A 25,412-nucleotide genomic window follows, 5' to 3' on the forward strand; every position below is an offset into this window, starting at 1 on the left:
ACCGCCACCGCACGCCCGCAAGGTGCGGCGCATGACCGGGTTCTGCCAGCGGTTCAACAGCCCCGTGGCACCCGACCCTCACTACAGTGGCCCCGCCGGGTTTGAAGAAGTGCTTGGCCTGGCAGAAGACGCCTGCGAAGGCCTGCTGCTGTATGTGCGAAAGCAGCTGCCATGGCAGGCCCAGACAGGAGCCCCGGCCGCAGCACCCCGTTGGCCTGGCTAAGCTGCCCGCACCCCGCACACCAAACCATCTGTTTCGTCCTGAGGCCATTCGCGGACGTTTTTCGCCTGGGCAACCTCCATGTCGCGCGGCAGGGTGACGCCATTCTTCACGGCCAGGACTTCCGCCATCACGCTCACGGCGATCTCAGGGGGGGTTTTGCTGCCGATGTAGATACCGATCGGCCCGCGCAGGCGTAGAAGGTCTTCTTCGGTCTGATCGAAGTGCTCGATCATGCGGGCCCTGCGGGCTTGGTTGTTGCGGCGCGAACCAATGCCTCCCACATAAAATGCGTCGGTGCTCAGCGCCTCCAGCAGCGCCAGGTCATCGAGCTTGGGGTCGTGCGTGAGGGCCACCACACAGGTGCGGCGGTCGGGCTTGAAGGCCCGCACCGCATCGTCAGGCATGTCGTTGACCACGGTGACGCCCGGCACGCCCCAGGCGGCCCGGTATTCGTCGCGCGGATCGCACACCGTCACGGCAAAGCCGCTGAACTGCGCCATGGTGGCTAGGTACTCGGCCAGCTGGCCCGCCCCGATGAGCAGCATGCGGTATTCCGGCCCGAAGCAGTTGGTGATCTGCACAGAATCGGCCACCAGATCGCCGGGGGTGGTTGCCAGCGACAGGGTGACCACGCCGTCGGCCAGACGCACGCTGCGCTGCACCAGCCTGCCGGCTTCCAGCGCCGCGATCAACTCTGCCAGGCTGACAGGATCGGGGTCGTATTCCAGCAGCAATTCCAGCGTGCCACCGCAGGGCAGACCAAAGCGGTGTGCTTCGTCGGCAGACACGCCATATTTCACGAACGTTGGCGGGCCACTGGGAATGCGGTGGTCGGCATCGGTGCGTGCAACGTCTGGCGGCGCACTCTGCGCATAAGCCCGGGTGTGCCGGTCGATCAGGTCGTCTTCAATGCAGCCGCCCGACACCGAGCCCACCACGGCGCCGTCTTCGCACAAGGCCATGATGGAGCCCACCGGCCGGGGCGACGAGCCCCAGGTGCGCACCACCGTGGCCAGCAAAGCACGCCGACCGGCAGCACGCCAGCCGTGCAGGGTGCGCAACACCATCACATCCAGGTTTTCCATGGCACCTTCACCAGTTACAACCGCACCATTTCAGATTTGCATTGCGCTGCGCGCCTTCTGCCGCCCACGCTCATAGGAGCCTGTCGGACTTGGAAATCGTCGGCTGCAAATCGGCCGCAGCGGTCCATTTTTCACCATCTTTTTGCCCCATAGCCGGGCTATGGCGCTGCAAATCTGGCAAAAACTGTCCTCGCTGGGGCCGATTTTCGCTTTCGACGCTCCAAGTCCGACAGGCTCCTAGTTCACCCACAACGCTAGCACCACCAGCAGCGCTGCGCCAACCACCCACGCCCATACCGGGATGCCTCCAGGGGGATTGTCCTTACCGGCCGCGGCGCCCGATGCATCGTGCAATTGGTCGTATTCCGAGGGCACCGTGTCCGGCGCATCGTCATCGCGGGGGTAAAGGCGCTGCATCTCGTTGTCAAAACGCCTGAAGAAGTCTTCGGCCATGCTTTTGGCGGCGCCGTCGATCAGGCGCTGGCCCAGCTGGGCGATCTTGCCGCCCACGCTGGCATGCACCGTGTAGTTGAGCTCGCAACTGTCCTGCCCTGCCCCATCAACGAGCAGCGGCACCAGCAGAACCCGCGCCGTGCCCTTGCCAAAGCCGGCCACGCCGCCCGAACCGTCAAAGGCGATGGTGTAGCTCTCGGGCGGCACGATGTCGGCCAGCGTGATCTTGCCCGCAAACTTGGCAGACACCGGGCCGATCTTGACGGCCATGGCCACGGCGTACTGGTTGTTGCCCGCGGGCGCGAACTTGTCGCAACCGGGGATGCACAGCTTGAGCACCTCGGGATCGTTGAGCGCCTCCCAGGCCTGTTGCTGGCTGACGGCTAGGGTGCGGCTGGCTTGCATTTCCATGGGGAATTCCTCTCGCGTGGGTCTGAATCATCGTGGTGATCTGCTGTTTTGTGCAACTACTGGCGCAACACCGCGGCCATGCTGCCCGCCAGATCCTGCAGACGACCCAGGTTGTGCACCGCAACCATGCCGTGGACTTGCCGGAACAGCACCGACGCCCCACGCGCTGTGGGCGCATAGCCGTCAAAGCGCAGCAAGGGGTTGAGCCACAGCAGACGGCCGCAGTGGCGCCGCAACCAGCCCAGCTCTTGCTCCAGCACCTCGGGCGCGCCGGTGTCCAGGCCATCGCTGATCAGCAGCACCAGCGTGCGCCGCCCCACCAGCCGCCGGGCATGGTGCAGGCGCAGTTGCGCAAGGCTGTCACCCATGCGCGTGCCGCCGGCATAGTCGGTGATGGCATGGCTGGCCCACTGCAGCATGGCGTCGGTGTCGGCCAGCCGAAAGGCTGGCGTGAGGTCGGTCAGCCCTGTGCCAAACGCAAACACATCGCGACGCAAGGCGGCGCCGGTGTGGCGCGGCGCGGTGGCAGCGTGCAAAAACGCCAACAGCAGCCGCGCATACCGCTCCATCGAGCCCGACACATCCACCAGCACCAGCAGCGGCAACGGTTGCTGGCGGCGCTGCAGCAGTGGGATGCGCAGCACCTCGCCCCCATTGCGGGCCGCGTGGTGCATGGCACCGGGCCAGTGCGGGCGGCTGCCGCGCACGCCCGGCCGGGTGCGGCGGGCCGCATAGCGCGGCAGGGGCAAGGCAATGTCACGCGCCAGGCGCTCCACCAGCAGGTATTCGCTGGCCGAGAGCTGGTTGAAGTCGGCCTGGCGCAGGCGCTGCAGGTCGCTGGCCGTCATGGCGGCGTCGAAATCCACCTTGTCGTCCTCGCGGGGCGGCGCATTGCGCGCGGCCCGCACAGGGGCCAGCGCCTCGCTCACGCGCGGGCGGCGCCTGGCGGGCTCAGCCCTGGATTCGGCGCTTGGCAGCATCTGCGCCAGCAGTTTCTGGGCCACATCGGGGTTGCGAAAGTAGGCGTCGAACAGCTCACGGAACACCAGGCGGTCCTGCTCGCGGCTCACCAGCACTGCCTCCAGGGCGGCGCAAAAATCATCGCGCCGCAGGCCTACCAGCATCACCGCCTGCTGGGCCAGCGCCATGCGGGCCGCATCCACGCACACGCCTGCGCGGCGCAGGGTGCGGCCAAAGCCGCTCAGGTTGTCGGCCAGCTTGCCGGTGCGCGCATCGCCGAGTTGGGAAACCGTGGTCATGATGGCGCTTTACCAGGGTTCACGCGGTTCGATGCGCCGGGCTGGCTGCTGGCCTCAGCCAGCCCAGCCCGGACAGTGCTGGCGAAGGCTCCTGCGCACCGGGCCACGCAGTGCTGCGTGATCCCTCGTTGGCTGCTGAACCGCCGCACGCCTCAGCCCTCTGCCGCCAAGGGTTTGAGCAATTGCGTTGCCATGTCGGCGGTGAGCGCCGCCACATCCTCGCGCTGCTTGAACAAAATGCCCGCCGTATCCGTCACCACTTCAGGGTCTACCACGATGGTGTCGAGCGCCACTAGCGCCTTGGCCCACTCCACGCTTTCGGCAATGCCCGGCGCACGCTGAAAGGCGTTGGCAAACGGCTGGCTGCGCAGCCGGCCGACAAAATCCGCCACCTGTGTGGCCAGCGCTTCGCTGGCACCCGGAACCTGGGCGCGCACGATGGCCAGCTCGCGCTCGCGCTCGGGGTAATCGAGCCAGTGGTAGAGGCAGCGGCGCTTGACGGCGTCGTGCAGGTCGCGCGTGCGGTTGCTGGTGAGGATGGTGACCGGCGTGGCCGTGGCGCGTACGGTGCCAATTTCGGGAATGCTCACCTGGTACTCGCCCAGGTATTCGAGCAAAAAGGCCTCAAAGGGCTCATCGGCGCGGTCTACCTCGTCAATCAGCAGCACCGCGCCGGGCGCGGGCGCCTGCAGCGCTTGCAGCAGGGGGCGGCGGATGAGATAGCGGTCCTGGTAGACCTCTGCTTCGATATCGCGCGCGGCAGTGGCCGTGGGCGATACCGAGCCGCCGCCGGGCCGCCCCAAGGCGGCGAGCGCCCCCTCGGGGGGCAGCGACGACACGTCAGTGCGGAGCGTGGGGGTCAACATTTCAGCCGCACGCATGTGCAGCAGCTGGGCGGCGTAGTTCCACTCGTACAGCGCCTCGCGCTGCTCCAGCCCGTCGTAGCACTGCAGGCGGATCAGGCTGCGCTCCAGCACTTTGGAAAGCGCCTGGGCCAGCGCCGTTTTGCCCACCCCGGGCTCACCCTCCAGCAGCAGCGGGCGCTGCAGCTTGAGCGCCAGGAACACCGCCGTGGCCAGCCGCCGGTCGGCAAAGTAGCCCACACCCTGCAAGGCCAACACCAGGGCATCAATGGAGGACAGCGCGGGCGCGGTCATGGGCGCTGGAGGGGAAACAATCATTGCTATATTTTTTATAGCTACTAGCGCTTTAGGGATAAGCGCTAGAGGCCAATTTCATTCAAAGACCCGCCCAGGGATACTGTGCGGGTGCAGCGGATGCGCTCCTGCCCGTCAGCCCAACATCTGCGCTACCGCCCGCTGGGTTTGCACGCTGATGAGGTTGGCCCGGTAGGCGGCGCTGGCGTGGATGTCGGCATTCAGATCGCTCGCGTCCACCCTCACGGCGGCCGCCGATTGCGGCGTAAAGCTCTGGTTGAGCGCCGCCTCCAGCCCGGCATGGCGAAACACGCAGCTGGCCGCGCCGGTGACGGCCACGCGCACGCCGCCATCGGTTTGCGCCACAAACACGCCCACCAGCGAAAAGCGCGAGGCCGGCTGCCTGAACTTGAGGTAGGCCGCGCGCTGGGGGATGGGAAAGCGGATGGCAGTGATGATCTCGCCCTCTTCCAGCGCCGTGGTGTACATGCCCACAAAAAAGGCATCGGCCGCAATCTCGCGCTGGTTGGTGATGACCGTGGCGTTGAGGCCGAGCACGGCGCTGGGGTAGCAGGCGGCGGGGTCGTTGTTGGCCACCGAACCCCCCAGCGTGCCGCGTGCGCGCACCTGGCGGTCGCCGATGCGCGCGGCCAGGTCGGCCAGCGCGGGGATGGCAGCCTTGACCTCGGCACTTACAGCCACATCGGCGTGGCGCGTCATGGCGCCAATGACCAGCGCGTTGCCATCGCGGCAGATGCCCGCCAGCTCGGGAATGCTGTTCAGGTCAATGATCTTTTCGGGATTGGCCAGGCGCAGGCGCATCGACGGCAGCAGGCTTTGCCCACCGGCCAGCAGCTTGCCACCCTGGGCGATCAGGTCCGCGGCGGCGGCGGTGGAAGACGGGGCTTCGAAGGTGAATGCGTACATGTTCTGTCTCCTATGGTTTCCGATGCAGGTGCTTGGGTAGCAACCCGCGAACGGCGTGCGGCTCAGGCCAGCGGCCGCCGCGCAAGGGCCGCCCCACCGCGCTGGCGGCGTCCCCCTGGGGGGAAGGCGCGAAGCGACTAACGGGGGGCTTCATGCTTTTGCGTTTTGAATGGCTTCCCACACGCGGTGCGGCGACGCAGGCATGTCAAAGTCCTTCACCCCCAGCGGGCGCAGCGCATCCAGCAGGGCATTGATCACCGCCGGTGGCGAACCAATGGCGCCCGCCTCGCCACAGCCCTTGGTGCCCAGCGGGTTGTGGGTGCAAGGCGTGCAGACATGGCCCAGCTGGAACGTGGGGAAGTCATCTGCGCGTGGCATGGCGTAGTCCATGAGGCTGCCGGTGAGCAACTGGCCGGTTTCGCGGTCGTACACGCAGTTTTCCATCAGCGCCTGGCCAATGCCCTGCACCAGGCCGCCGTGCACTTGGCCCTCCACGATCATGGGGTTGATGATGGTGCCGAAGTCGTCCACCGCCGTGAACTTGTCCACGCGCGTGCTGCCGGTGGCCGGGTCAATTTCCACCTCGCAGATGTAGGTGCCTGCGGGAAAGGTGAAGTTGGTGGGGTCGTAAAACGCGGTTTCGTTGAGCCCGGGTTCGAGCTTGTCAAGCGGGTAGTTGTGCGGCACGTAAGCCGTAAGCGCCACCTGGCCGAAGGGGATCTTCTTGTCGGTGCCACGCACGGTGAATTCGCCGTTGGCAAAGTCGATGTCGGCGTCGCTCGCCTCCATCAGGTGCGCGGCAATCTTCTTGGCCTTGGCCTCGATCTTGTCCAGCGCCTTCATGATGGCCGCGCCGCCCACGCTGATGGATCGCGAGCCATAGGTGCCCATGCCAAACGGCACGCGGCCGGTATCGCCATGCACGATGTCCACGTTCTCCACCGCCAGCCCCAAGCGCGCCGCCACCACCTGAGCAAAGGTGGTTTCATGCCCCTGGCCATGGCTGTGTGAGCCGGTGAACACCGTCACGCTGCCCGTGGGGTGCACGCGCACCTCGCCGCATTCAAACAGGCCCGCGCGTGCGCCCAGGGCCCCGGCGATGTTCGATGGCGCAATGCCGCAGGCCTCGATGTAGCTGCTGTAGCCGATGCCGCGCTTCAGACCCTTGGCCTCGCTGGCGGCCTTGCGTGCGGCAAAGCCTGCCACGTCGGCCAGTTGCTCGGCCTGGGTCATGCAGGCGTGGTAGTCGCCGATGTCATATTGCAGCGCCACGGGCGTCTGGTAGGGGAAGGTGGTGATGAAGTTGCGCTTGCGGATCTCGTCTTGCGCAAGGCCCACGTCCCATGCGCAGCGCGAAACCAGGCGTTCGAGCAGGTAGGTGGCCTCGGGCCGGCCCGCGCCGCGGTAGGCATCCACCGGCGCGGTGTTGGTGAACCAGGCGTCCACCTCCACATAGACCTGCGGCGTGCTGTATTGCCCGGCCAGCAGCGTGGCATAAAGAATGGTGGGCACCGCGCTGGCAAAGGTGGAAAGGTAGGCGCCCACGTTGGCGTTGGTGTGCACGCGCAGGGCCAAAAATTTGCCGTTGGCATCCATGGCCATTTCGGCGTGGCTTGCATGGTCGCGGCCATGCGCATCCGACAAAAACGACTCGCTGCGGTCGGCCACCCACTTGATGTTGCGGTTGAGCTTTTTGGAGGCCCAGGTGAGGCAAACGTCTTCGGCATACAGAAAGATCTTGGAGCCAAAACCGCCGCCCACATCCGGCGCAATCACGCGCACCTTGTGCTCAGGCAGGCCCATCACAAAAGCGGTCATCAACAGGCGCTCGACGTGCGGGTTCTGGTTGCTGACGTAGAGCGTGTAGTCGTCGTTGGCGCGGCTGTAGCTGCCAATGGCGGCGCGCGGCTCCATCGCGTTGGGGATCAGGCGGTTGTTGATCAGATCCAGCTTCGTGACATGCGCGGCGTTGGCGAACACCGCATCGACCGCACCCTTGTCGCCAATCGCCCACTTGAAGCAATGGTTGTCGGGGGCGATGTCGTGCACCGACGCGCCGTCCACGGCACCGGCGGCCGCATCGGCCACGTTGACCACGGCAGGCAGCACGTCGTAGTCCACCTCCACCAGCTCGGCGGCATCGCGCGCCTGTTGCTGGGTTTGCGCCACCACCATGGCCACATGGTCGCCCACGTAGCGCACCTTGCCTTGCGCCAGGATGGGGTGCGGCGGCTCTTTCATGGGCTCGCCATTGGTGCTGGTGATGAGCCAGCCGCAGGGCAGGCCGTTGATGTTGTCGGCCGCCACATCGGCACCGGTGAACACACCCAGGACGCCGGGCGCAGCCTGGGCGGCATCGACGTTGATGCGGTTGATTTTTGCGTGCGCGTGCGGCGAGCGCACAAACACGGCGTGGCTTTGCGCGGCCAGCACCACGTCGTCGGTGTACTGGCCCGCACCGGTCAGGAAGCGGTAGTCCTCCTTGCGCCGGAGCGACTCACCGATGTGCGGCAGCTTGGAAAAGTCGGATGCACCCATGGTCTTGTCTCCTTGGATTCTTGTGTGAATGGGCTGGCGCTCAAGCCGACGCCATGGCCTTTTGGCCCACCTGCACCGCACGCACGATGTTCTGGTAGCCCGTGCAGCGGCAGATGTTGCCTTCGAGAAGCTCGCGGATCTCGCCCTCGGTGGCGCCCGGGTGGTTCTTGCACAGGTCCAGGGCGCTCATCACCATGCCGGGAGTGCAAAAGCCGCACTGCAGGCCGTGGCACTCTTTGAATGCGGCCTGCATGGGGTGCATCGTGCCGTCGGGGGCGGCCAGGCCTTCGATGGTCTGCACATCGGCGCCTTGCGCCTGCACGGCCAGCATCGAGCACGATTTGACCGCCCTGCCGTTGACATGCACGGTGCACGCGCCGCACTGGCTGGTGTCGCAGCCCACATGGGTGCCGGTGAGCAGCAAGTGCTCGCGCAGCGCATGGACAAGCAGGGTGTTGGGAGGAACATCAACGCTGGCGGCGCGCCCGTTGACGGTGAACTGGACTTGCATCTGGCTGTCTCCTGAAACGGCGTTGGCTGGAACTGCAAGCCGCATCTTGTGCCGCACACATTCACCCATTCCTAGGGACAACCCTCGTTTTTCCAGAGCCTGCAAGGGATATTCTCAAAATGAAACATGTTGCAGCGCACACCCGCAGCATCATGTGCACTGCCTGTTAAACCAGCACGCCCCACAGCACACCCCGCGCTGTGCCGTGCATGCCGGGTAGCTTGGGATGACCTGCGCAACCCACCTCTTCGGGAGTCCTCATGCTTGCCGTTGCCCCGCCACCGCCCACCGAGCGCCAGCACCTGATCGCCCAGGCGCGCAGCGCGCTGCTCTGCCGGGGGCCACAGCCCGCGCCGCCAGGAGGCGGCCAGACCTGGAGCATCGGTCGCGAAAGTGCGCCCCGGCGAGGACCGTTGTTGCCGGATCTACACCCCCGTAGCCCGGCCATGGGGCTAAAAGACGGCAATCAGTTGACCGCTGCGGCCCGCTTGCAGCCGACGGTGTCCAGGTCCGACAGCCTTCTGACCATCGAGCCCTGGATCGTGCGCTCGTGGCAGCGTTGCCTGGCCAACGGGCACCAGCCGGCGCAGCCACTGGCCTTCAATATGGTCAGCGCCCCCGCCGTGCAGCGCACGGCCGACCAGCACGCCGCGCTGCTGCAAGCCGCCCGGCCGGTGCTGGCGCAACTTACCCGCGCCATTGCGGGCATGCACTACTTCGCCTTGCTGACCGACGCACGCGGCGTGGTGATCGAGGTGCAGGGCGCGGTGGACCGCAACGACCCCCGCGCCCACGCCATCGGCCGCGTGGGCATCGACCTGTCCGAGGCCGCCGTGGGCACCACGGCCATCGGCGCTGCGCTGGCCGAGCTGCAGCCCGTGTGGCTGCACCGGGGCGAGCATTTCTTTGAGGTGAACAGCGGCTACAGCTGCGCTGGCGCGCCCTTGTTCGGCACCCACGGCCAGTGCGTTGGCATGCTCGACCTGACGGGCGTGGACGTGCCCGAGCGGCCCGAGTTGCGCCACTTGGTCGCCCGGTCGGCCCGAGCCATCGAAGACGCCTTGTTGCTGCAACTGCCGCACGCGCTGCTGCTGCGCATCAACTGGCCGGGCAGCACGCTGGGCGGTGAAGGCAACGGCCTGATGGCGCTGGACGCCGAAGGCACCGTGGTGGGCACCAACAGCATGGCGCGCCAGCTGGTGCCGCAGCCGCTGCGCGATCCCGGTGTGCCGGTGCATTGCAGCGATCTGCTGGCCCTGCCCTGGCCGCTGCTGTTTGATGCAGCGCAGCGCCAGCCTGCCGCGCCGATGGACCTGCCGCTATGGTCGGGCCTGCGCCTGCAGGGCCTGGCCCAGCGCAACACGGCAACCCGCCACGGCGTCGGCGTGCGCACGCCACTTCCACTGTCCCTGCCGCACGCCGCCCCTGCGGTGCCCGTCCCCAGCGGGCCGGCGCCGCTGCGCGCAGCCGAAGCCGCCCTCATTCGCCAGGCCGTACAGAACGCGCGCGGCAACGTTGCCGAAGCCGCCCGCGCACTGGGCATCAGCCGCGCCACGGTGTATCGAAAGCTCGGCGCCCCTAAAGGACATGGCACAGCAAAAATATGATTAAAAAGTGCCTCTAGCCCTTTATAGATAAGCGCAAGCAGCTATTATTTTGATACTTCTGGTGTGCCACCCGATACCCGCTGGCAGGGCGCTTTGATCCGGGTTTGACCTCGGCTTCGTCGCAGCACCCGGCACGGCCAGCGGCACATGGGTGTCTGCGCCCACCGGTGCGCACCCTCCCCGGCTTGCGGCGACAATGCGCCGGGCAAGCCGCGCACCACCCGAGTACCCCATGTCCAACGAAGAGCCGTCAGGCTTCAACACCCGCCTGTGGCGCCGTTTCGTGCAGATTGCACGACCCTACTGGCAATCCGAAGAGCGCTGGCGCTCGCGTGGGCTGCTGGCACTGCTGGTGCTGTTGCTGCTGGGGCAAACCGCCTTCAACGTGTGGTTCAACCACGAAACCGGCGAATTCACGTCCGCACTGGCCGCGGGCGACGCAGACCGCTTCTGGGCATCCATCCGGCGCTACACCCTCATCCTGGTGGCGGCCGTGCCCATTTATGCGCTGTATTACTACGTGCGGGACTCGCTGGGCCTGCGCTGGCGGCGCTGGCTCACGCAGCATTTTCTGGGGCGCTATTTCGACCAGCGCGCCTATTACCGGCTGAACGCCATCGTGGGCATCGACAACCCCGACCAGCGCATTGCCGAAGACATCAACGCGTTCACCCAGCAGTCGCTGTATTTTTCGATGATCGCGCTGGGCTCGGTCATTCAGTTGATCGCGTTTTCGAGCGTGCTGTGGACCATCTCGCAAGGGCTGGTCTATTTTCTGATCGGCTATGCCATCTTCAGCACCGTGTTCACTGCCAAGGTGTTTGGCAAGCGGCTGATCGGGCTGAACTACCGCCAGCTGCAGCGCGAGGCCGATTTCCGCTTCAGCCTGGTGCGGGTGCGCGAGCACGCCGAGCCCATCGCCTTTCACAACGGCGAGCAGCGCGAAATGTCGGCCCTGCGCCGCATTTTTGATGCGCTGTATGCCAACTACCAGCAGGTGCTGCGCTGGCAGTTCAAGCTCAACCTGTTCCAGTACACGCACAGCTTTCTGACCATCGTGCTGCCCAGCGTGATCATTGCCAACCAGGTGCTCTCGGGTGAGCTGGAGGTGGGCCGGGCCATCCAGGCCGCTGGCGCTTTTGCCGCCATCCTGAGTGCGCTGACGGTCATCGTCGAGCATTTCGAAAGCCTGAGCCGGTTCTCGGCGGGCGTAGACCGGCTGCACGCGTTTTCCACCACGCTGCACGACCAGGCCCACACTCCCGCGCGCCCCGCGCCGGACGGTGCCAGCGAGCCCAGCCTCGAACCCGCAGCGCAGATCCACACTGCGTCAGGCTTTGAGCTTGGCGTCACGCAGCTCACGGTGCTCACCCCCAACCGCGAGCACCTGCTGCTGCGCGACCTCACGCTCAGCGTGTCGCCGGGCAGGGGCCTGCTCATCGTGGGCCCCAGCGGCGCGGGCAAAAGCTCGCTGCTGCGCGTGGTGGCCGGCCTGTGGACCACGGGGTCCGGCGAGGTGAAGCGCCCCGCCGACCCCGACATGCTTTTTCTTCCCCAAAGCCCCTACCTGCCCCTGGGCGACCTGCGCTGCCAGCTGCTCTACCCCCAGACAGAGCGCGAAATCTCCGACGCAGAACTGCAGCAATGGCTGGAACGGGTGAACCTGCCCACACTGGCCGAGCGCTTTGGTGGGCTCAGCGCCCACCTGGACTGGGCCAAGGTGCTGTCGGTGGGCGAACAGCAGCGCCTGGCCTTTGCCCGCGCCCTGCTGGCCAAGCCGCGCTACCTGCTGCTGGACGAGGCCACCAGTGCGCTCGACACGGCCAACGAGGCCCTGCTGTATGGGCAGCTGGCGGGCCTGTCGATCACGCCGGTCAGCGTCAGCCACCACCAGAGCGTTTTGGGATACCACCACCAGGTGCTGGAGCTCACGGGCGATGGCTTGTGGGCCCTGCACGCGGCGGCCGACTACCGCTGGACATGAAGGCCGGGCCGCACACGCACTTGCCCCCAATGCAATGGCACTGCCCTGTGGCGCCCGCGTGCAGGCGCCGGACTATCATTGCTCCATGCTGATCGAGACCCTGGGAACCGCGCGCGATCTGGGCCGCCTGAAAGAAATTTTAGGCGTGATGGTGCGCCATGGGTTTGGCGACACCGTGCGCCGCCTGGGCCTGGCCGACAAGCTGGAGCGCGCAGGCCAGGCCCTGCACTGGGACCTGGCCGGTGACCTGACCCGCATCGAGCCGCCCGTGCAGGTGCGGCTGGCGCTGGAGGAGTTGGGGCCCGCATTCGTGAAGTTCGGGCAACTGCTGGCGGGCCGTGCCGACCTGTTCGGCCCCGACTGGATCGCCGAGTTTGAAAAGCTCCACAGCCAGGTGCCGGCCGTGCCCCTGGAGCTTCTGCGCCCCCAGCTGCGCGAAGATTTGGGCGGCGAGCCCGAAGAGGTGTTTGCACGCTTTGACACCGAGCCCCTGGCCGCGGCATCGATTGCGCAAGTGCACCGCGCTCAGCTGCACGATGGCAGCGAGGTGGTCGTCAAGATTCGCCGCCCCGGCATCAGCGAGGTGATCGAGGCCGACCTGCGCCTGCTGGAGCGGCTGGCAGCGCTGGCCGAAGCCGAACTGCCCGCGCTACAGCCCTACCGGCCACAGCAGCTGGTGCGCGAATTTGCCCGCTCGCTGCGGCGCGAGCTGAACCTGGCCGGCGAATGCCGCAGTGCCGAGCGCATTGCCGGCAATCTCACCAGCCTGCCTTTCATCGTGGTGCCGCGCGTGCACTGGCAGCACACCAGCGAACGCATCAACGTGCAGCAATTCATTCAGGGCGTGCCTGGCGGGCAGCTCGATGCGCTGACACCCGAAGCCGGTTTTGACCGCACCGTGCTGGCCCGGCGCGGCGCCCAGGCCGTGCTCCAGATGATTGTGCAAGATGGCATCTTCCATGCCGACCCGCATCCGGGCAACGTGTTTTACCTTGCAGGCAACCGCATCGCCTTCATCGACTTTGGCATGGTGGGCCGCCTGTCAGAGCGCAGGCGCATCGAGTTGCTGCAAATGCTGCTGGGCCTGGTAGAGCGCCAGCCGCAGGCGGTGGCCGATGTGCTGCTGGACTGGGCGGGCGACGCCCATGGCGTGGACCCAGGGCAACTGGAGATGGAGGTGGAAGCCTTTGTCGACCAATACCACGGCGTGCCCCTGGCGCAGCTGCAGCTGGGGCAAATGCTGGCCGATGTGACCAGCATCCTGCGCGAACACCACCTGGGCCTGCCGCCCGACCTGGCCCTGCTCATCAAGGCCTTTATTTCGCTGGAAGGCATGGGGCGCAATCTCGACCCGCAATTTCACATGACCACCGAAGCCCTGCCGCTGCTGCGCCAGGTGCTGCGCGCACGCTACCAGCCGCGCGCACTGGCCGGCCGCGCCTGGCAGACCTTGCGCCGGGCGCTCGACACCGCAGAGCAATTGCCCGACGACCTGGCACGCCTGCTGCGCAACGCACGCCGGGGCCGCCTGCAGGTGGGCATCGAGCTGGCCCACCTCAAGCGGGTGGGCGACCAGATCGACCGCTCTGCCAACCGGCTCGCAATGGCACTGATCATTGCCGCCCTCATCATTGGCTCTTCCATCGTGATGACCGTGCAGGGCGGGCCCACGCTGTTCGGGCTGCCGGCCTTTGGCTTTCTCGGCTTCTTTGGCGCCGTGGTCTGCGGGTTGTGGCTGGTGCGCGCCATCTGGCGCAGCAGCAGGGACCGGTAGCCCCCCTGATGCGCCCAGTGCCTTCCCCAGAGGAGTACGCCCCCGGCCCCGGTGGCCTGGCAAATCCAGTTCCACTGGTCGCACGGGTTGGGGCACGCCAGGGGCTGGACCGCTGGATCTTTTTGAATGGCCTTGTTTGACGCGCTTAGACGCGCGACTTGTTACTTCGCAGCGTTCGGGAAGAACAGCTGCTCGCCGCCAATCTTGTAGTTGGCAATCGCCGTCTGGCCTGCGGGCGAGACCACCCAGTCCACGAATTTCTGCGCGTCCTGCGCCTTCACATGCGGGTGCCGGGCGGGGTTCACCACCATCACGCCATACTGGTTGAACAGGCGCGTGTCGCCCTCCACCAGCACGGCCAGATCGGCGCGGTTCTTGAAGTTGAGCCAGGTGCCGCGGTCGGCCAGCGCATAGGCGCCGCTGGATGCCGCAATGTTGAGCGCCGGGCCCATGCCACAGCCGCATTCCTTGTAGCCGCTGCCCTTGGCGGCATCGGCGCCGGCCAGCTTCCAGTAGCGCAGCTCGGCGGCGTGCGTGCCGCTCTTGTCGCCGCGCGAGACAAAATCGCCATTGCCAGCGGCCAGCTTTTTCAGCGCCCCGACGATGTCCTTGCCCTTGACACCGGCGGCATCGTTCTGGGGGCCCACCAAGATGAAGTCGTTGTACATCACGGGGTAGCGCTTCACGCCCCAGCCGTCGGCGACAAACTTTTCTTCGGCCACCTGGTCATGTACGAACAGCACATCCGCGTCGCCGCGGCGCGCCGTGTCGAGCGCCTGCCCTGTACCCAAGGCCACCACCTTCACATCCAGGCCGCTGGTCTTCTTGAACTCGGGCAGCAGATATCCAAACAGCCCCGACTGCTCGGTGGACGTGGTGGACGCCATGGCGATGGACTGCGCAAACGCCGGTCCGCATACTGCAAAAACAATAGCAGGCAGCGCTTTACGCACAAGCGCCAGAGGCCAAAAAGACTTCAAATTCTTCATACCGTTTCTCCTTTGACAAACAATCGGGCGGCGTCGGGCAGGGGGCCGTTGAAAAAATCGTGCACCGGCAAATCGGCCAGCACAGCGCCGTGTTCCAGATAAATCACCCGGCTGGCCAGCCGCTTGACCTGGCCCAGGTTGTGGCTGCTGAAAACCATGGTCACCGGGTGGCCGGGGCCCGCCTGGCCATGGCTGGCGGCAAGGTCGGCCATCAGCAGCTCGACCTCGCGCTTGGCATGGGGGTCGAGGCTGGAGGTGGGCTCGTCAAGCAGCAGCACATCGGGCCGCAGCGCCCAGGCACGCGCCAGCGCCACCCGTTGCTGCTGCCCCCCCGACAGCGTGCGCGCGTTTTGTGCCGCAATGCCATCCAGCCCCACGCGCTGCAATGCCAGCAACGCCTGCGCGCGCGCCTCGCGCCAGCGCACGCCATGTAGCCACAGGCCCAGCGCCACGTTGTGCTGGGCACTCATGCGCAGCATGTGCGGGCGCTGGAACAGCATGGCCTGGCGGCTGCCATCGCCCCGCAACAACTGGCCGCTGCTGGGTTTTGCCAGACCATGCAGCACACGCAGCAGTGTGCTTTTGCCGCAGCCGTTGGCCCCGATCAGCGCCACGCGCTCGCCCGGTGCCACCGACAGATGCACACCCTGGAGCGCCTGCACCAAGCCATAGCGCACTCCCACGCCGTGCAGGGAGAAAACGGGGGGATGGTCGGGCGCAGCCACCGATGTCCGGGCCACCATCTCCACATGGGGCCAGGGCGCAGCGCCATTCACGGACGGAACAGCGCTCATGCCAGCACTCCGGGCAGCGCGCCTTGCGAGGTGCCATCCACGCCTTCACGCCAGCGCCGCAACGCAGCGATCAGCACATTGAGCGCCAGCACCACCGCCAGCAGCACCAGGCCCAGGGCCAAGGCCAGCGGCAGATCGCCCTTGCTGGTTTCGAGGGCGATGGCGGTGGTCATCACGCGCGTGAAACCGTCGATATTGCCGCCCACAATCATCACGGCGCCCACCTCGGAAATGGCGCGCCCGAACGACGCAATCAGCACCGTCAGCAGGGCATAGCGCTCATCCCAGGCCAGCAACAGGCTGCGCATCACGGGGCCGGCCCCGATCGACTGCAACTGTTCGCCATGGCCACGCTCGGCATCGGCCACCAGCTGGCAGGTCAGGGCCGTGACCACCGGCAGCACCAGAAGGGTCTGGGCAATCACCATCGCCTTGAACGTGAAAAGCCAGCCCAGGGCGCCCAAGGGGCCGCTGCGCGACAGCAGCAGATACACCACCAGCCCGACCACCACCGAAGGCACGGCCAGCATGGTGTTGAGCAACGCCAGCACGGCGCCCCGGCCCGCAAACCGCGCCACACCCAGCCACGCGCCCAGCACCACACCGGAACCACAGGCCAGCAGGCAAGCCGTGCCACTGACCGCAAGCGAGCGGCCCACAATGGTCCACAACATGGGATCGGCCGAAAACGTGAGTTGCAGCGCCGTGATGGCGCTTTCAGAGAGTGTGGACATGGATTCGACTATCGTATGCACCGAATCAATCTCCAGCGATATGAACACCTGTGCATAGGGTCCAACTTCACTACACGCTCAGCCGCGATGCCGGCGACGCCCTGATCCGCAACCCGCTGCCCGAAATGCTGGAGGCGGTGGCACAGCAGGGCTCCATTTCTGGCGCAGCGCGCGCGCTGGGGTTGTCCTATCGCCATGTGTGGGGCGCCCTGAAACGCTGGGAAGACCAGTTGGGTGGCGAGCTCGTTACCTGGGGCAAGGGCCAGTCGGCGCAGCTCAGCGAGTTCGGCACCAAACTGCTGTGGGCCGAACGCCAGGCCCAGGCCCGCCTGGCACCCCAGATTGCTGCCCTGCACGCGGATCTGGAACGCGCCTTTGCCGTGGCGTTTGACGACAGCACCCATGTGCTCACCATGTATGCCAGCCACGACGATGCCCTGGGCGCACTGCGCGCCCACGCCGCCACGCCCGACGACTGCGGCGCGCTACACCTGGATATCCGCTTCACCGGCAGCGTGGACGCCATCCGCGCGCTGAACGAGGGCCGGTGCACGCTGGCAGGGTTTCACACGCTCGAAGACCCCGCCGCCGATTCGCTGGCAGCGCGCACCTACCGCCCACTGCTGCAACCGGGGCGCCACAAGATCATTGGCTTTGCGCGGCGCACCCAGGGGCTGATCGTTGCGCGCGGCAATCCATTGGGGCTGCACACCCTGGCCGATGTGGCGCGCACCGGCGCACGGTTTGTGAACCGGCCGCTGGGCACCGGCACCCGCGTGCTGCTGGGTGACCTGCTGGCCATGGCCGGGCTCACCCCCGAAGACATCACCGGCTACGAGCTGAACGAGCCATCGCACGGCGCCGTGGCGCAGGCCGTGGCGGCCGGCGCTGCCGACGTGGGCATGGGCATTGCCCTGGCGGCCCACGCCCGGGGGCTGGATTTTGTGCCCCTGGTGCATGAGCGCTTCCACCTCGCCTGTCTCAAATCCACGCTCGACCAGCCCGCCACCAGCGCCTTGCGTGCAGTGCTGCAGACGCCAGCCTGGCAGGAACGCATGCATGCCATGCCAGGCTATGCCCCCATGCACTGCGGCGAAGTGCTGGCCATGAGCACGGTACTGCCGTGGTGGCGATTCAGTGGTCGCAAGCGTAGCGCAGGCACTAGGCAAAAACCCTAATTGCTATGCTTTTGGAAGCTACCTAACAAGCATCTGTCGAGGGATAACACCGTCACGCTGCCGTCAGCCTCGGAATACAGTGCTCCGTAGAATTGCGCCCTTGTAAAAGTTTGTCGCGCCTTTCCGCCCACCGGCGGCCTGGCAGCGACATCGTGCGCATAGCCTTTTTCTTGGAGACACCATGCAGGCTTTACTCAAACTGTCCCGAGGGGTCGACTGGCTTAACACCCAGGTCGGCAAATACGTTGTCTGGCTCATTCTGGCGTCTACCTTGGTCAGTGGCATCAACGCCATTGTTCGCAAGGTGTTCAACGTCAGCTCCAACGCCTATCTGGAAGTGCAGTGGTATCTGTTTGCCGCCTCGTTCCTGCTGGCGGCGGGCTACACGCTGCTGCAGGGCGAACACGTCAAGGTGGACGTGATTTCCAGCCGCCTGTCCAAGCGGGCGCAGATCTGGATCGACATTTTCGGTTTTCTTTTCTTTCTCACGCCGTTTTGCGCTGCCGTTCTGTGGTTCGGCATCCCGTTCTTCTGGAAAGGCTATGTCTCGGCAGAAATGTCGAGCAATGCCGGTGGCCTGCTGCGCTGGCCGGTGTACCTGATGATGCCGCTGGGTTTCGGGCTGCTCATGCTGCAAGGCTGGTCTGAACTCATCAAGCGCATCGCTTTCCTGAAGGGTCTGATCGAGGATCCCACCGCCAAAAAGGTGGAAAAGACGGCCGAGGAAGAACTCGCCGAATCCATCCGCCGCCTGCGCGAAGCTGCCGCAGGCAACGGCACTGGCGCCACCAAGGCCGACTGAACGGAGACACGATCATGGAATTTTTCGTTCAAAACCTCGCCCCCATCATGTTTGCGGGGCTCATCTTCTTCCTGCTGCTGGGTTTCCCCGTAGCGTTCAGCCTGGGCGCCTGCGGCCTGTTCTTCGCCTTCATCGGTGTGGAACTCAACGTATTGCCCGAAGCCCTGCTGCAGGCCCTGCCGCTGCGCATCTTCGGCATCATGCAAAACGATACGCTGCTGGCCATTCCGTTTTTCACGCTCATGGGGCTGATTCTTGAGCGCAGCGGCATGGCCGAAGACTTGCTCGAAACCATCGGCCAGCTGTTCGGCCCGGTGCGCGGCGGTCTGGCGTTTGCCGTGATCTTTGTGGGTGCGCTGCTGGCAGCCACCACCGGTGTCGTGGCGGCATCGGTCATCTCCATGGGCCTGATCTCGCTGCCCATCATGCTGCGCTACGGGTACGACCGTCGCATTGCAGCCGGGGTGATTGCGGCCTCGGGCACGCTGGCGCAGATCATTCCGCCTTCGCTGGTGCTGATCATTCTGGCCGACCAGCTGGGCCGCAGCGTGGGCGACATGTACAAGGGCGCTTTCCTGCCCGGCATGATGCTGACGGGTTTTTATGCCCTCTACGTGGTCATTCTGGCCGTCTTCAAGCCCCACTGGGTTCCCGCGATGCCGGTCGAGGCCCGCACCCTGCGAGAAGACAACGGCAACAGCGGCCTGCCATCGCTGGCCATACTGACGGCGCTGTGCACGGCCGCAGCGATCTATGTGGGCAAAAACATGCCTGCCGTTCACACCTGGTGGGAAGGCGAGCTGGTCGAGAAGGTTGCGCTGGACGAAACCATTGTGGTGGCCATGTGTTCTGGCGTGGCGCTGGCATTCCTTGCCGCCATGTTCAACAAGGTCACGCGCCTGGGCCTGCTGTCGCGCATGGCCGAACGGGTGACCTTCGTGCTCATTCCCCCGCTGCTGCTGATTTTCCTTGTGCTGGGCACCATTTTCCTGGGCGTCGCGACGCCCACCGAAGGCGGCGCGATGGGTGCACTGGGCGCTTTCGTGATGGCCATGGCGCGGGGTCGCCTGAGCTTTTCACTGCTCAAGCAGGCACTGCACACCACCACCAAGCTGTCGTGCTTTGTGGTGTTCATTCTGGTGGGCGCCACGGTGTTTGGCCTGACCTTCCAGGGCGTGGACGGGCCGCTGTGGGTGGAACACCTGCTGGCCGGCCTGCCAGGTGGTCAACTGGGCTTCCTGATCGTGGTAAACATCATGATCTTCTTCCTGGCCTTCTTCCTGGACTTCTTTGAACTGTCGTTCATCGTGGTGCCCCTGCTGGCGCCCGTCGCCGACAAGCTGGGCATTGACCTGGTGTGGTTTGGTGTGCTGCTGGGCATCAACATGCAGACCTCGTTCATGCACCCGCCGTTCGGCTTCGCGCTGTTCTACCTGCGCAGCGTGGCCCCGGACAAGGAATACGTGGACAAGCTCACCAAGAAACTGATCAAGCCCGTGACCACCATGCAGATCTACTGGGGTGCCGTGCCGTTTGTGGCCATCCAGCTGATCATGGTGTCCCTGGTGATCGCCTTCCCAGGCATCGTTTCGAGCGGCCTGGACAAGGCCGAGGTGTATGACCTGGACAAGGTGCGCCTGGAAATGGAAGCCAACATGCCCGCCCCCATGGACCAGGCCGATCCCACCGAAGGCATGACGGGGGGTGACAGCACCGCTCCGGCCACCGACGACCCCCTGAAGGCGATGCAAGATTCGCTGGCCACGGAGCCCGAAAAGAAAGACTGATCCACGCGGGGGCCTCGCAAGGCCCCGCACAGCCCGCGCATTCGAAAGCCAAGCCCCCGCCGGTGCACTACCGGCGGGGGCTTTTTTTCTGCGCCCTGGCTTGCGCGCCCACCCGTGCCAGCGGACATGGCGCGCGTCACCCGCGTTGCCTCAGTACCTGACGCACCGCACCAAACCGCGCTCCCCAAGGTGCGGGTATCCCCACCATGCGTTGCTGCCCACTGCACGCCACCACGCATTGCGCCTTACGCAATGACGCATCGCGCGTCTCTGGATCGACACAGTGGGCGGCCGCCATCTGCTGCGCCGCTGTGGCCGCACTGGTCTGTTTTGGCACTGCGGCCCCTGCGGACTTCTCACTGATGGATACGGCCCGACAAAGCCGAGCCGCTCGCACTGAAGCTCATCAAAGGGCATCGACGCGCTGGCGCGGCACTTGAGACATCAAAGAGCCCAAAGGGCCGGATCAATAGCCACCCTGCACGCTTCGTTTCCCCGCCCCAGGAGCGCCCCAGGAGCGGTTGACGCCACGCAGTTGCGCGCGCCCGTGTGTGTTGTGATCCACGCGTGGGCGGCTTGCCCGCGCAGCTGTGAGCCAGCGCGGGCCGCAAAAAAGCCCGCCAGGCGAACCGGGCGGGCTTCGGGGAAAACAGCGCAGGTGCGCTGCGGCTGATCAGAGCTTTTGCGACGACATGAAGCTGTCGAAACGCGACTCGGCAAAGCGGAACCAGAGAATCTGGTCGCGCTGGAAATTGCGATAGTCGGCGTAGATCTTCTTCCACTCTGGATTGCTCTTGTCCAGATCGGCATAGAGTTCCATGGTGGACTTGAACGATGCATCCAGCACGGTTTGCGGGAACGGCACCACCTTGGTCTTGGCAGCCACCAGTTGCTTGAGGGCACCCGGATTGCGCGCGTCGTAACGGGCCTGCGTGGTCACGTGGGCTTCGTGGGCAGCAGCGCGCACAATGGCCTTGTTCTCGGCAGACAGGCCGTCCAGCGCCTTCTGGTTGACATAGAACTCCAGGTTCAGACTGCCTTCCCACCAGCCGGGGTAGTAGTAGAACGGCGCCACCTTGTTGAAGCCCAGCTTCAGATCGTCGTATGGTCCGATCCACTCGGCCGCGTCAATCGTGCCTTTTTCAAGAGCCTGGTAGATTTCGCCGCCCGGAATATTCTGGGGCACACCACCCATGCGCTCAATCACCTTGCCGGCAAAGCCGCCCACGCGGAACTTCAACCCCTTGATGTCCGCAGGAGACTTCACTTCCTTGCGGAACCAGCCGCCCATCTGTGCGCCCGTGTTGCCGCCCAGGAAATTGACGATATTGTATTTGGCATAAAACTCGCGCATCAGCTTGGTGCCGTTGCCGTCCACCATCCACGCCGTGAGCTGGCGGGAGTTCATACCGAATGGAATGGCGCCACCAATGGCGAAGGCTTCGTTCTTGCCAAAGAAATAGTAAGGAGCGGTGTGGGCGATTTCCACCGTGCCGTTTTGCACGCCGTCCACCACGCCAAACGCAGGCATCAGCTCGCCGGCCGCGTGGACAGAAATTTCAAACTTGCCGCCAGACATTTCCTTGACGGCCTTGGAGAACACTTCGGCAGAGCCGAAGATGGTGTCCAGGGACTTGGGGAAACTTGACGCCAGACGCCAGCGCACAGCAGCCTGGGCGTGAACAGCCGGTGCAATGCCCGCTGCGAGCACGCCGGCAATACCGGTCTTCTTGATCAGGGAACGACGATCCATGGTGATTTCCTTCAATACACATGCGCTTTTGGCACACGATGGGCCCAAAAAAACCGGCGTCAGCGCTGCCAAGGGTGTGCAGCACCGGAACCGGATCGAGAAAGAATGGGGCGGGGGCCCACCAGAGGCCTGCCGCCCAAGCGTGGGCTGATTACAGCTTCACGCCCGTCATGTAGTTGTCAAAGCGCAATTCGGAATACCGCGCCCACAGCAACTGGTCGCGCTGGAATGCACGCATGTCCTGGTGAATGGTCTTGAACTCAGCCGACTTGGCTTCGTGCTCGGCAAAGACTTCCATGGAAGCCTTGTAGCCAGCGTCCATGATTTCCTTGGGGAAAGCCTTGAGCTGCGTCTTGGCGGCCACCAGGCGCTTGAGCGCGATGGGGTTGAAGGCGTCGTACTTGGCGGTCATGTCGCGTGCAGCCACGGTGGTGGCGGCATCCACAATGGCCTGGAATTCCGGGGTCAACGCCGCGTAGGCCTTGGTGTTGATGAAGAACTCCAGCTCGGCACCACCCTCCCACCAGCCGGGGTAGTAGTAGAACGGCGCAACCTTGTTGAAACCCAGCTTTTCATCGTCGTAAGGACCGACGAACTCTGTGGCATCGAGCGTGCCTTTTTCCAGCGCCTGGTACACATCACCCCCGGGCATGTTCTGCGGGACCACGCCCAGCTTCTGCATGGCTTCGCCGAACAGGCCGCCACCCATGCGCATCTTCAGGCCCTTCAGGTCGGCAACCGTCTTGATTTCCTTGCGATACCAGCCGCCCATCTGCGTGCCGGTGTTGCCTGCGCTGCGGCTCTTGATGTTGTAGTTGGCGTAGAACGCATCCATCAGCTTGCGGCCGTTGCCGTGCTCCATCCAGGCGTCCATCTGACGCGCCGTGAGGCCGAAAGGCACCGCGCAACCGAACGCGAAGGTGGAGCTTTTGCCCGTGAAATAGTAGGGCGCCGTCTGGGCCATTTCGATCGTGCCGTTCTGCAGGGCATCCACCACGCCGAAAGCGGGCATCAGCTCGCCGGCGGCATGCACGGACACCTCGAACTTGCCACCCGAGAGCGCACGCACCGTCTTGGCGAACATTTCAGCGCTACCGAAAATGGTGTCCAGAGATTTGGGGAAGCTGGAAGCAAGACGCCAGCGCACAGCGGCCTGGGCATGGGCGGCAGGGGCGATGCCCGCGGCGAGCACGCCTGCAATACCAGCGTGCTTGATGATGGAACGACGATCCATGAGATTCTTTCCAAAATGATGATCACAGCGCCTCTTGAGGGTGCCCGAAGGCACCGCCCCGATGGAGGCGTATCGAAAGGCAATTGTAGAAACATGGCGGGGGCGCCCGTTGCGGGTTATCCCGCGGAATCCCCCATGCGGCACCCTGTATTCAGGGTTTTGCAAGCTTGAGGCCCTGAAGCGTTGTCCCTCGAACGCCTCGTGGCGTTGAGGCCTGGTTCAGCGCGCAGTCAGAGGGCCGGGGCAGGACCGAATCGCGCCGCGATGGCCAGGCGGATGCCTTCGGCGTCCAGACCCTGCAGCGACAGCAGCTTGGCCGGATCGCCATGCTCGATGAACACGTCAGGCAACCCCAGCTGCAAGACAGGCACCACCACCTTGGCAGCGGCCAGCGCTTCTATCACGGCACTGCCAGCGCCGCCCATGATGGCGCCCTCTTCCAGCGTCACGAGGGCATCGTGGCGCGCTGCCACTTCGAGCAACAGTGCGGTGTCGAGCGGCTTGGCCCAGCGCATGTTGACCACGGTGGCATCCAGGGCCTCGGCCGCCTGCAGCGCGGGATACAACAAGGTGCCAAAGGCCAGAATGGCGATGCGCGGAGTCGCCGCATCGACCTGGCCGCCCTTGCGCTCGCGGCGGATTTCGCCTTTGCCGAACGGCAGGCCCTCCAGCCCGCGCAGGGGCGCCACGCCCGCGCCACTGCCGCGCGGGTAGCGTACGGCAACGGGATGGTCTTGCGCGAACGCGGTGCTCAGCAGCTGGCGGCATTCGCGCTCATCGGCCGGGCAGGCCATGCTCATGTTGGGAATGCAGCGCACAAAAGGGATGTCGTATGCACCCGCATGGGTGGCGCCGTCGGCCCCCACCAGGCCGGCCCGGTCCAGTGCAAATACCACGGGCAGGTTCTGCAGGGCCACGTCGTGGATCATCTGGTCGTAGCCGCGCTGCAAAAAGGTGGAATAGATCGCCACCACGGGCTTCACGCCCTCGCAGGCCATGCCAGCGGCAAAGGTGACGGCATGCTGCTCGGCGATGCCCACGTCGTAATAACGGTCGGGGAAACGCTTGTGGAACTCGACCATGCCTGAACCCTCGCGCATGGCCGGGGTGATGCCCACCAGCCGGTCATCCTGCGCCGCCATGTCGCACAGCCATTCGCCAAACACCTGCGTGAAGGTCTGTTTGGGCGCGGCCGTGCTTTTGACCAGCCCCACGGCCGGATCGAACTTGCCCGGACCGTGGTAGGCCACGGGATCGGCCTCGGCCAGCTTGTAGCCCTGGCCTTTTTTGGTGACCACATGCAGGAACTGCGGGCCTTTGAGCCCCTTGATGTTTTCCAGCGTGGGGATCAGGGAATCGAGGTCATGCCCGTCGATGGGCCCGATGTAGTTGAAGCCGAATTTCTCGAACAGCGTGGCCGGAACCACCATGCCCTTGGCCTGCTGCTCCAGCCGCTTGGCCAGCTCCAGCAGCGGGGGCACGGGGCGCAGCACGGTCTTGCCCACATTCTTGGCGGCAGCATAAAACTGCCCGCTCATGAGCTGGGCCAGATAACGGTTGAGCGCGCCCACGGGCGGGCTGATGCTCATGTCGTTATCGTTCAGGATGACGAGCAGGTTGGCGTCGGCCACACCGGCGTTGTTCAGGGCCTCGAAGGCCATGCCAGCGGTCATGGCACCGTCGCCGATGATGGCCACGGCATGCCGGTCTTCGCCCTTGCGCTGCGCGGCCAGCGCCATGCCCAGCGCGGCAGAGATACTGGTGCTCGAATGCGCCGTGCCAAAGGTGTCGTAGACGCTTTCAGCGCGCTGCGGAAAGCCCGAGATACCGCCCAACTGCCGCAGCGTGTGCATGCGGTCGCGTCGGCCGGTGAGGATCTTGTGCGGGTAGGTCTGGTGGCCCACATCCCACACCAGCCGATCCTCGGGCGTGTTGAACACATGGTGCAGCGCCACGGTGAGTTCGACCGTGCCCAGATTGGAGCTGAGGTGCCCGCCCGTCTGGGACACGCTTTCGATCACGAACGCACGCAGCTCGGTGGCCAGTTGCTTGAGATCGGCGCGCGCCAGGCGGCGCAGGTCAGCCGGGTCATTGATGGTCTGCAGCAGGGGGAAGGATGTCGTGGACATTTACTATTATTTTGATAGCTTATAGCGCTTGATACACAAGGGCTAGAGGCCAATTTGACATAAAATTCAACGGCATCGAACCC

Annotated in this window: 20 protein-coding genes; 7 read left to right on the forward strand and 13 right to left on the reverse strand. The window is 65.2% G+C overall.

Annotated features, from left to right (window positions below):
- The first annotated feature begins 31 nt into the window (after positions 1-31).
- On the forward strand, positions 32-223 hold the full coding sequence (locus K226_RS19180; protein WP_024815919.1) for a hypothetical protein: 192 nt from the start codon (positions 32-34) through the stop codon (positions 221-223).
- Here K226_RS19180 and K226_RS0116965 read toward each other — a convergent pair.
- From K226_RS0116965 to K226_RS0116995, 7 genes are all read right to left on the reverse strand, one after another.
- Positions 220-1,308, reverse strand: coding sequence for an XdhC family protein (locus K226_RS0116965; RefSeq protein WP_024815920.1), 1,089 nt, complete (start codon positions 1,306-1,308; stop codon positions 220-222). The genes K226_RS19180 and K226_RS0116965 overlap by 4 nt on opposite strands.
- A 237-nt stretch (positions 1,309-1,545) precedes the next feature.
- Positions 1,546-2,172: a CoxG family protein gene (locus K226_RS0116970; RefSeq protein ID WP_024815921.1), complete on the reverse strand. Its 627-nt coding sequence runs from the start codon at positions 2,170-2,172 to the stop codon at positions 1,546-1,548.
- 56 nt (positions 2,173-2,228) lie between these two features.
- The gene (locus K226_RS0116975) at positions 2,229-3,431 is read right to left on the reverse strand and encodes a VWA domain-containing protein (protein ID WP_024815922.1); all 1,203 of its coding nucleotides are present in this window, start codon (positions 3,429-3,431) and stop codon (positions 2,229-2,231) included.
- 152 nt (positions 3,432-3,583) lie between these two features.
- Positions 3,584-4,588 carry a MoxR family ATPase gene (locus K226_RS0116980; RefSeq protein WP_024815923.1) on the reverse strand — a complete coding sequence of 335 codons (1,005 nt, stop codon included), beginning with the start codon at positions 4,586-4,588 and terminating at the stop codon, positions 3,584-3,586.
- A gap of 135 nt (positions 4,589-4,723) precedes the next feature.
- On the reverse strand, positions 4,724-5,515 hold the full coding sequence (locus tag K226_RS0116985) for a xanthine dehydrogenase family protein subunit M (protein ID WP_024815924.1): 792 nt from the start codon (positions 5,513-5,515) through the stop codon (positions 4,724-4,726).
- 150 nt (positions 5,516-5,665) lie between these two features.
- Positions 5,666-8,053, reverse strand: a complete 2,388-nt coding sequence (locus K226_RS0116990; protein WP_024815925.1) for a xanthine dehydrogenase family protein molybdopterin-binding subunit — start codon at positions 8,051-8,053, stop codon at positions 5,666-5,668.
- A gap of 40 nt (positions 8,054-8,093) precedes the next feature.
- Complete coding sequence (locus K226_RS0116995) at positions 8,094-8,564, reverse strand: (2Fe-2S)-binding protein (RefSeq protein WP_024815926.1); 471 nt, start codon at positions 8,562-8,564, stop codon at positions 8,094-8,096.
- Positions 8,565-8,824: 260 nt separating this feature from the next.
- Between K226_RS0116995 and K226_RS0117000 the strand changes: the two genes are divergently transcribed.
- From K226_RS0117000 to K226_RS0117010, 3 genes are all read left to right on the forward strand, one after another.
- A complete protein-coding gene (locus tag K226_RS0117000) occupies positions 8,825-10,171 on the forward strand; it encodes a helix-turn-helix domain-containing protein (RefSeq protein ID WP_024815927.1) in 1,347 nt (448 codons plus the stop codon).
- 232 nt (positions 10,172-10,403) lie between these two features.
- Positions 10,404-12,155: an ABC transporter ATP-binding protein/permease gene (locus K226_RS0117005; RefSeq protein WP_024815928.1), complete on the forward strand. Its 1,752-nt coding sequence runs from the start codon at positions 10,404-10,406 to the stop codon at positions 12,153-12,155.
- A gap of 85 nt (positions 12,156-12,240) precedes the next feature.
- Positions 12,241-13,929, forward strand: coding sequence for an AarF/ABC1/UbiB kinase family protein (locus K226_RS0117010; RefSeq protein WP_024815929.1), 1,689 nt, complete (start codon positions 12,241-12,243; stop codon positions 13,927-13,929).
- A 161-nt stretch (positions 13,930-14,090) separates the two neighbouring features.
- On the opposite strand, the gene K226_RS0117015 is transcribed toward K226_RS0117010, so the two are convergent.
- The 3 genes from K226_RS0117015 to K226_RS0117025 are packed head-to-tail and all read right to left on the reverse strand — an operon-like array spanning position 14,091 to position 16,446.
- Positions 14,091-14,918, reverse strand: coding sequence for a substrate-binding domain-containing protein (locus K226_RS0117015; protein WP_024815930.1), 828 nt, complete (start codon positions 14,916-14,918; stop codon positions 14,091-14,093).
- Positions 14,915-15,661, reverse strand: a complete 747-nt coding sequence (locus K226_RS0117020; protein ID WP_051463577.1) for a phosphate ABC transporter ATP-binding protein — start codon at positions 15,659-15,661, stop codon at positions 14,915-14,917. Before K226_RS0117020 ends, K226_RS0117015 begins: the two co-directional genes overlap by 4 nt.
- Before the next feature lie 47 nt (positions 15,662-15,708).
- Entirely contained in the window at positions 15,709-16,446 is a 738-nt protein-coding gene (locus K226_RS0117025; protein ID WP_024815932.1) for an ABC transporter permease, read from the reverse strand.
- Between the two features lie 50 nt (positions 16,447-16,496).
- Between K226_RS0117025 and K226_RS0117030 the strand changes: the two genes are divergently transcribed.
- The 3 genes from K226_RS0117030 (at position 16,497) to K226_RS0117040 (ending at position 20,213) form a co-directional block, all read left to right on the forward strand.
- Positions 16,497-17,624, forward strand: coding sequence for a substrate-binding domain-containing protein (locus tag K226_RS0117030; RefSeq protein ID WP_024815933.1), 1,128 nt, complete (start codon positions 16,497-16,499; stop codon positions 17,622-17,624).
- 181 nt (positions 17,625-17,805) lie between these two features.
- Positions 17,806-18,426 carry a TRAP transporter small permease subunit gene (locus K226_RS0117035; RefSeq protein WP_024815934.1) on the forward strand — a complete coding sequence of 207 codons (621 nt, stop codon included), beginning with the start codon at positions 17,806-17,808 and terminating at the stop codon, positions 18,424-18,426.
- Between the two features lie 14 nt (positions 18,427-18,440).
- A complete protein-coding gene (locus K226_RS0117040) occupies positions 18,441-20,213 on the forward strand; it encodes a TRAP transporter large permease subunit (RefSeq protein WP_024815935.1) in 1,773 nt (590 codons plus the stop codon).
- A gap of 673 nt (positions 20,214-20,886) precedes the next feature.
- Here the strand turns inward: K226_RS0117040 and K226_RS0117045 are convergent.
- The 3 genes from K226_RS0117045 to dxs all read right to left on the reverse strand — a co-directional run bounded on the left by K226_RS0117045 (position 20,887) and on the right by dxs (position 25,329).
- Complete coding sequence (locus K226_RS0117045; protein ID WP_024815936.1) at positions 20,887-21,966, reverse strand: TRAP transporter substrate-binding protein; 1,080 nt, start codon at positions 21,964-21,966, stop codon at positions 20,887-20,889.
- Positions 21,967-22,117: 151 nt separating this feature from the next.
- Positions 22,118-23,200: a TRAP transporter substrate-binding protein gene (locus tag K226_RS0117055; protein WP_024815937.1), complete on the reverse strand. Its 1,083-nt coding sequence runs from the start codon at positions 23,198-23,200 to the stop codon at positions 22,118-22,120.
- A gap of 230 nt (positions 23,201-23,430) precedes the next feature.
- Entirely contained in the window at positions 23,431-25,329 is a 1,899-nt protein-coding gene (dxs, locus tag K226_RS0117060; protein WP_024815938.1) for a 1-deoxy-D-xylulose-5-phosphate synthase, read from the reverse strand.
- Positions 25,330-25,412: the final 83 nt, after the last annotated feature.

Source organism: Acidovorax sp. JHL-3, from assembly GCF_000526295.1.
GTDB lineage: Bacteria > Pseudomonadota > Gammaproteobacteria > Burkholderiales > Burkholderiaceae_C > Acidovorax > Acidovorax defluvii.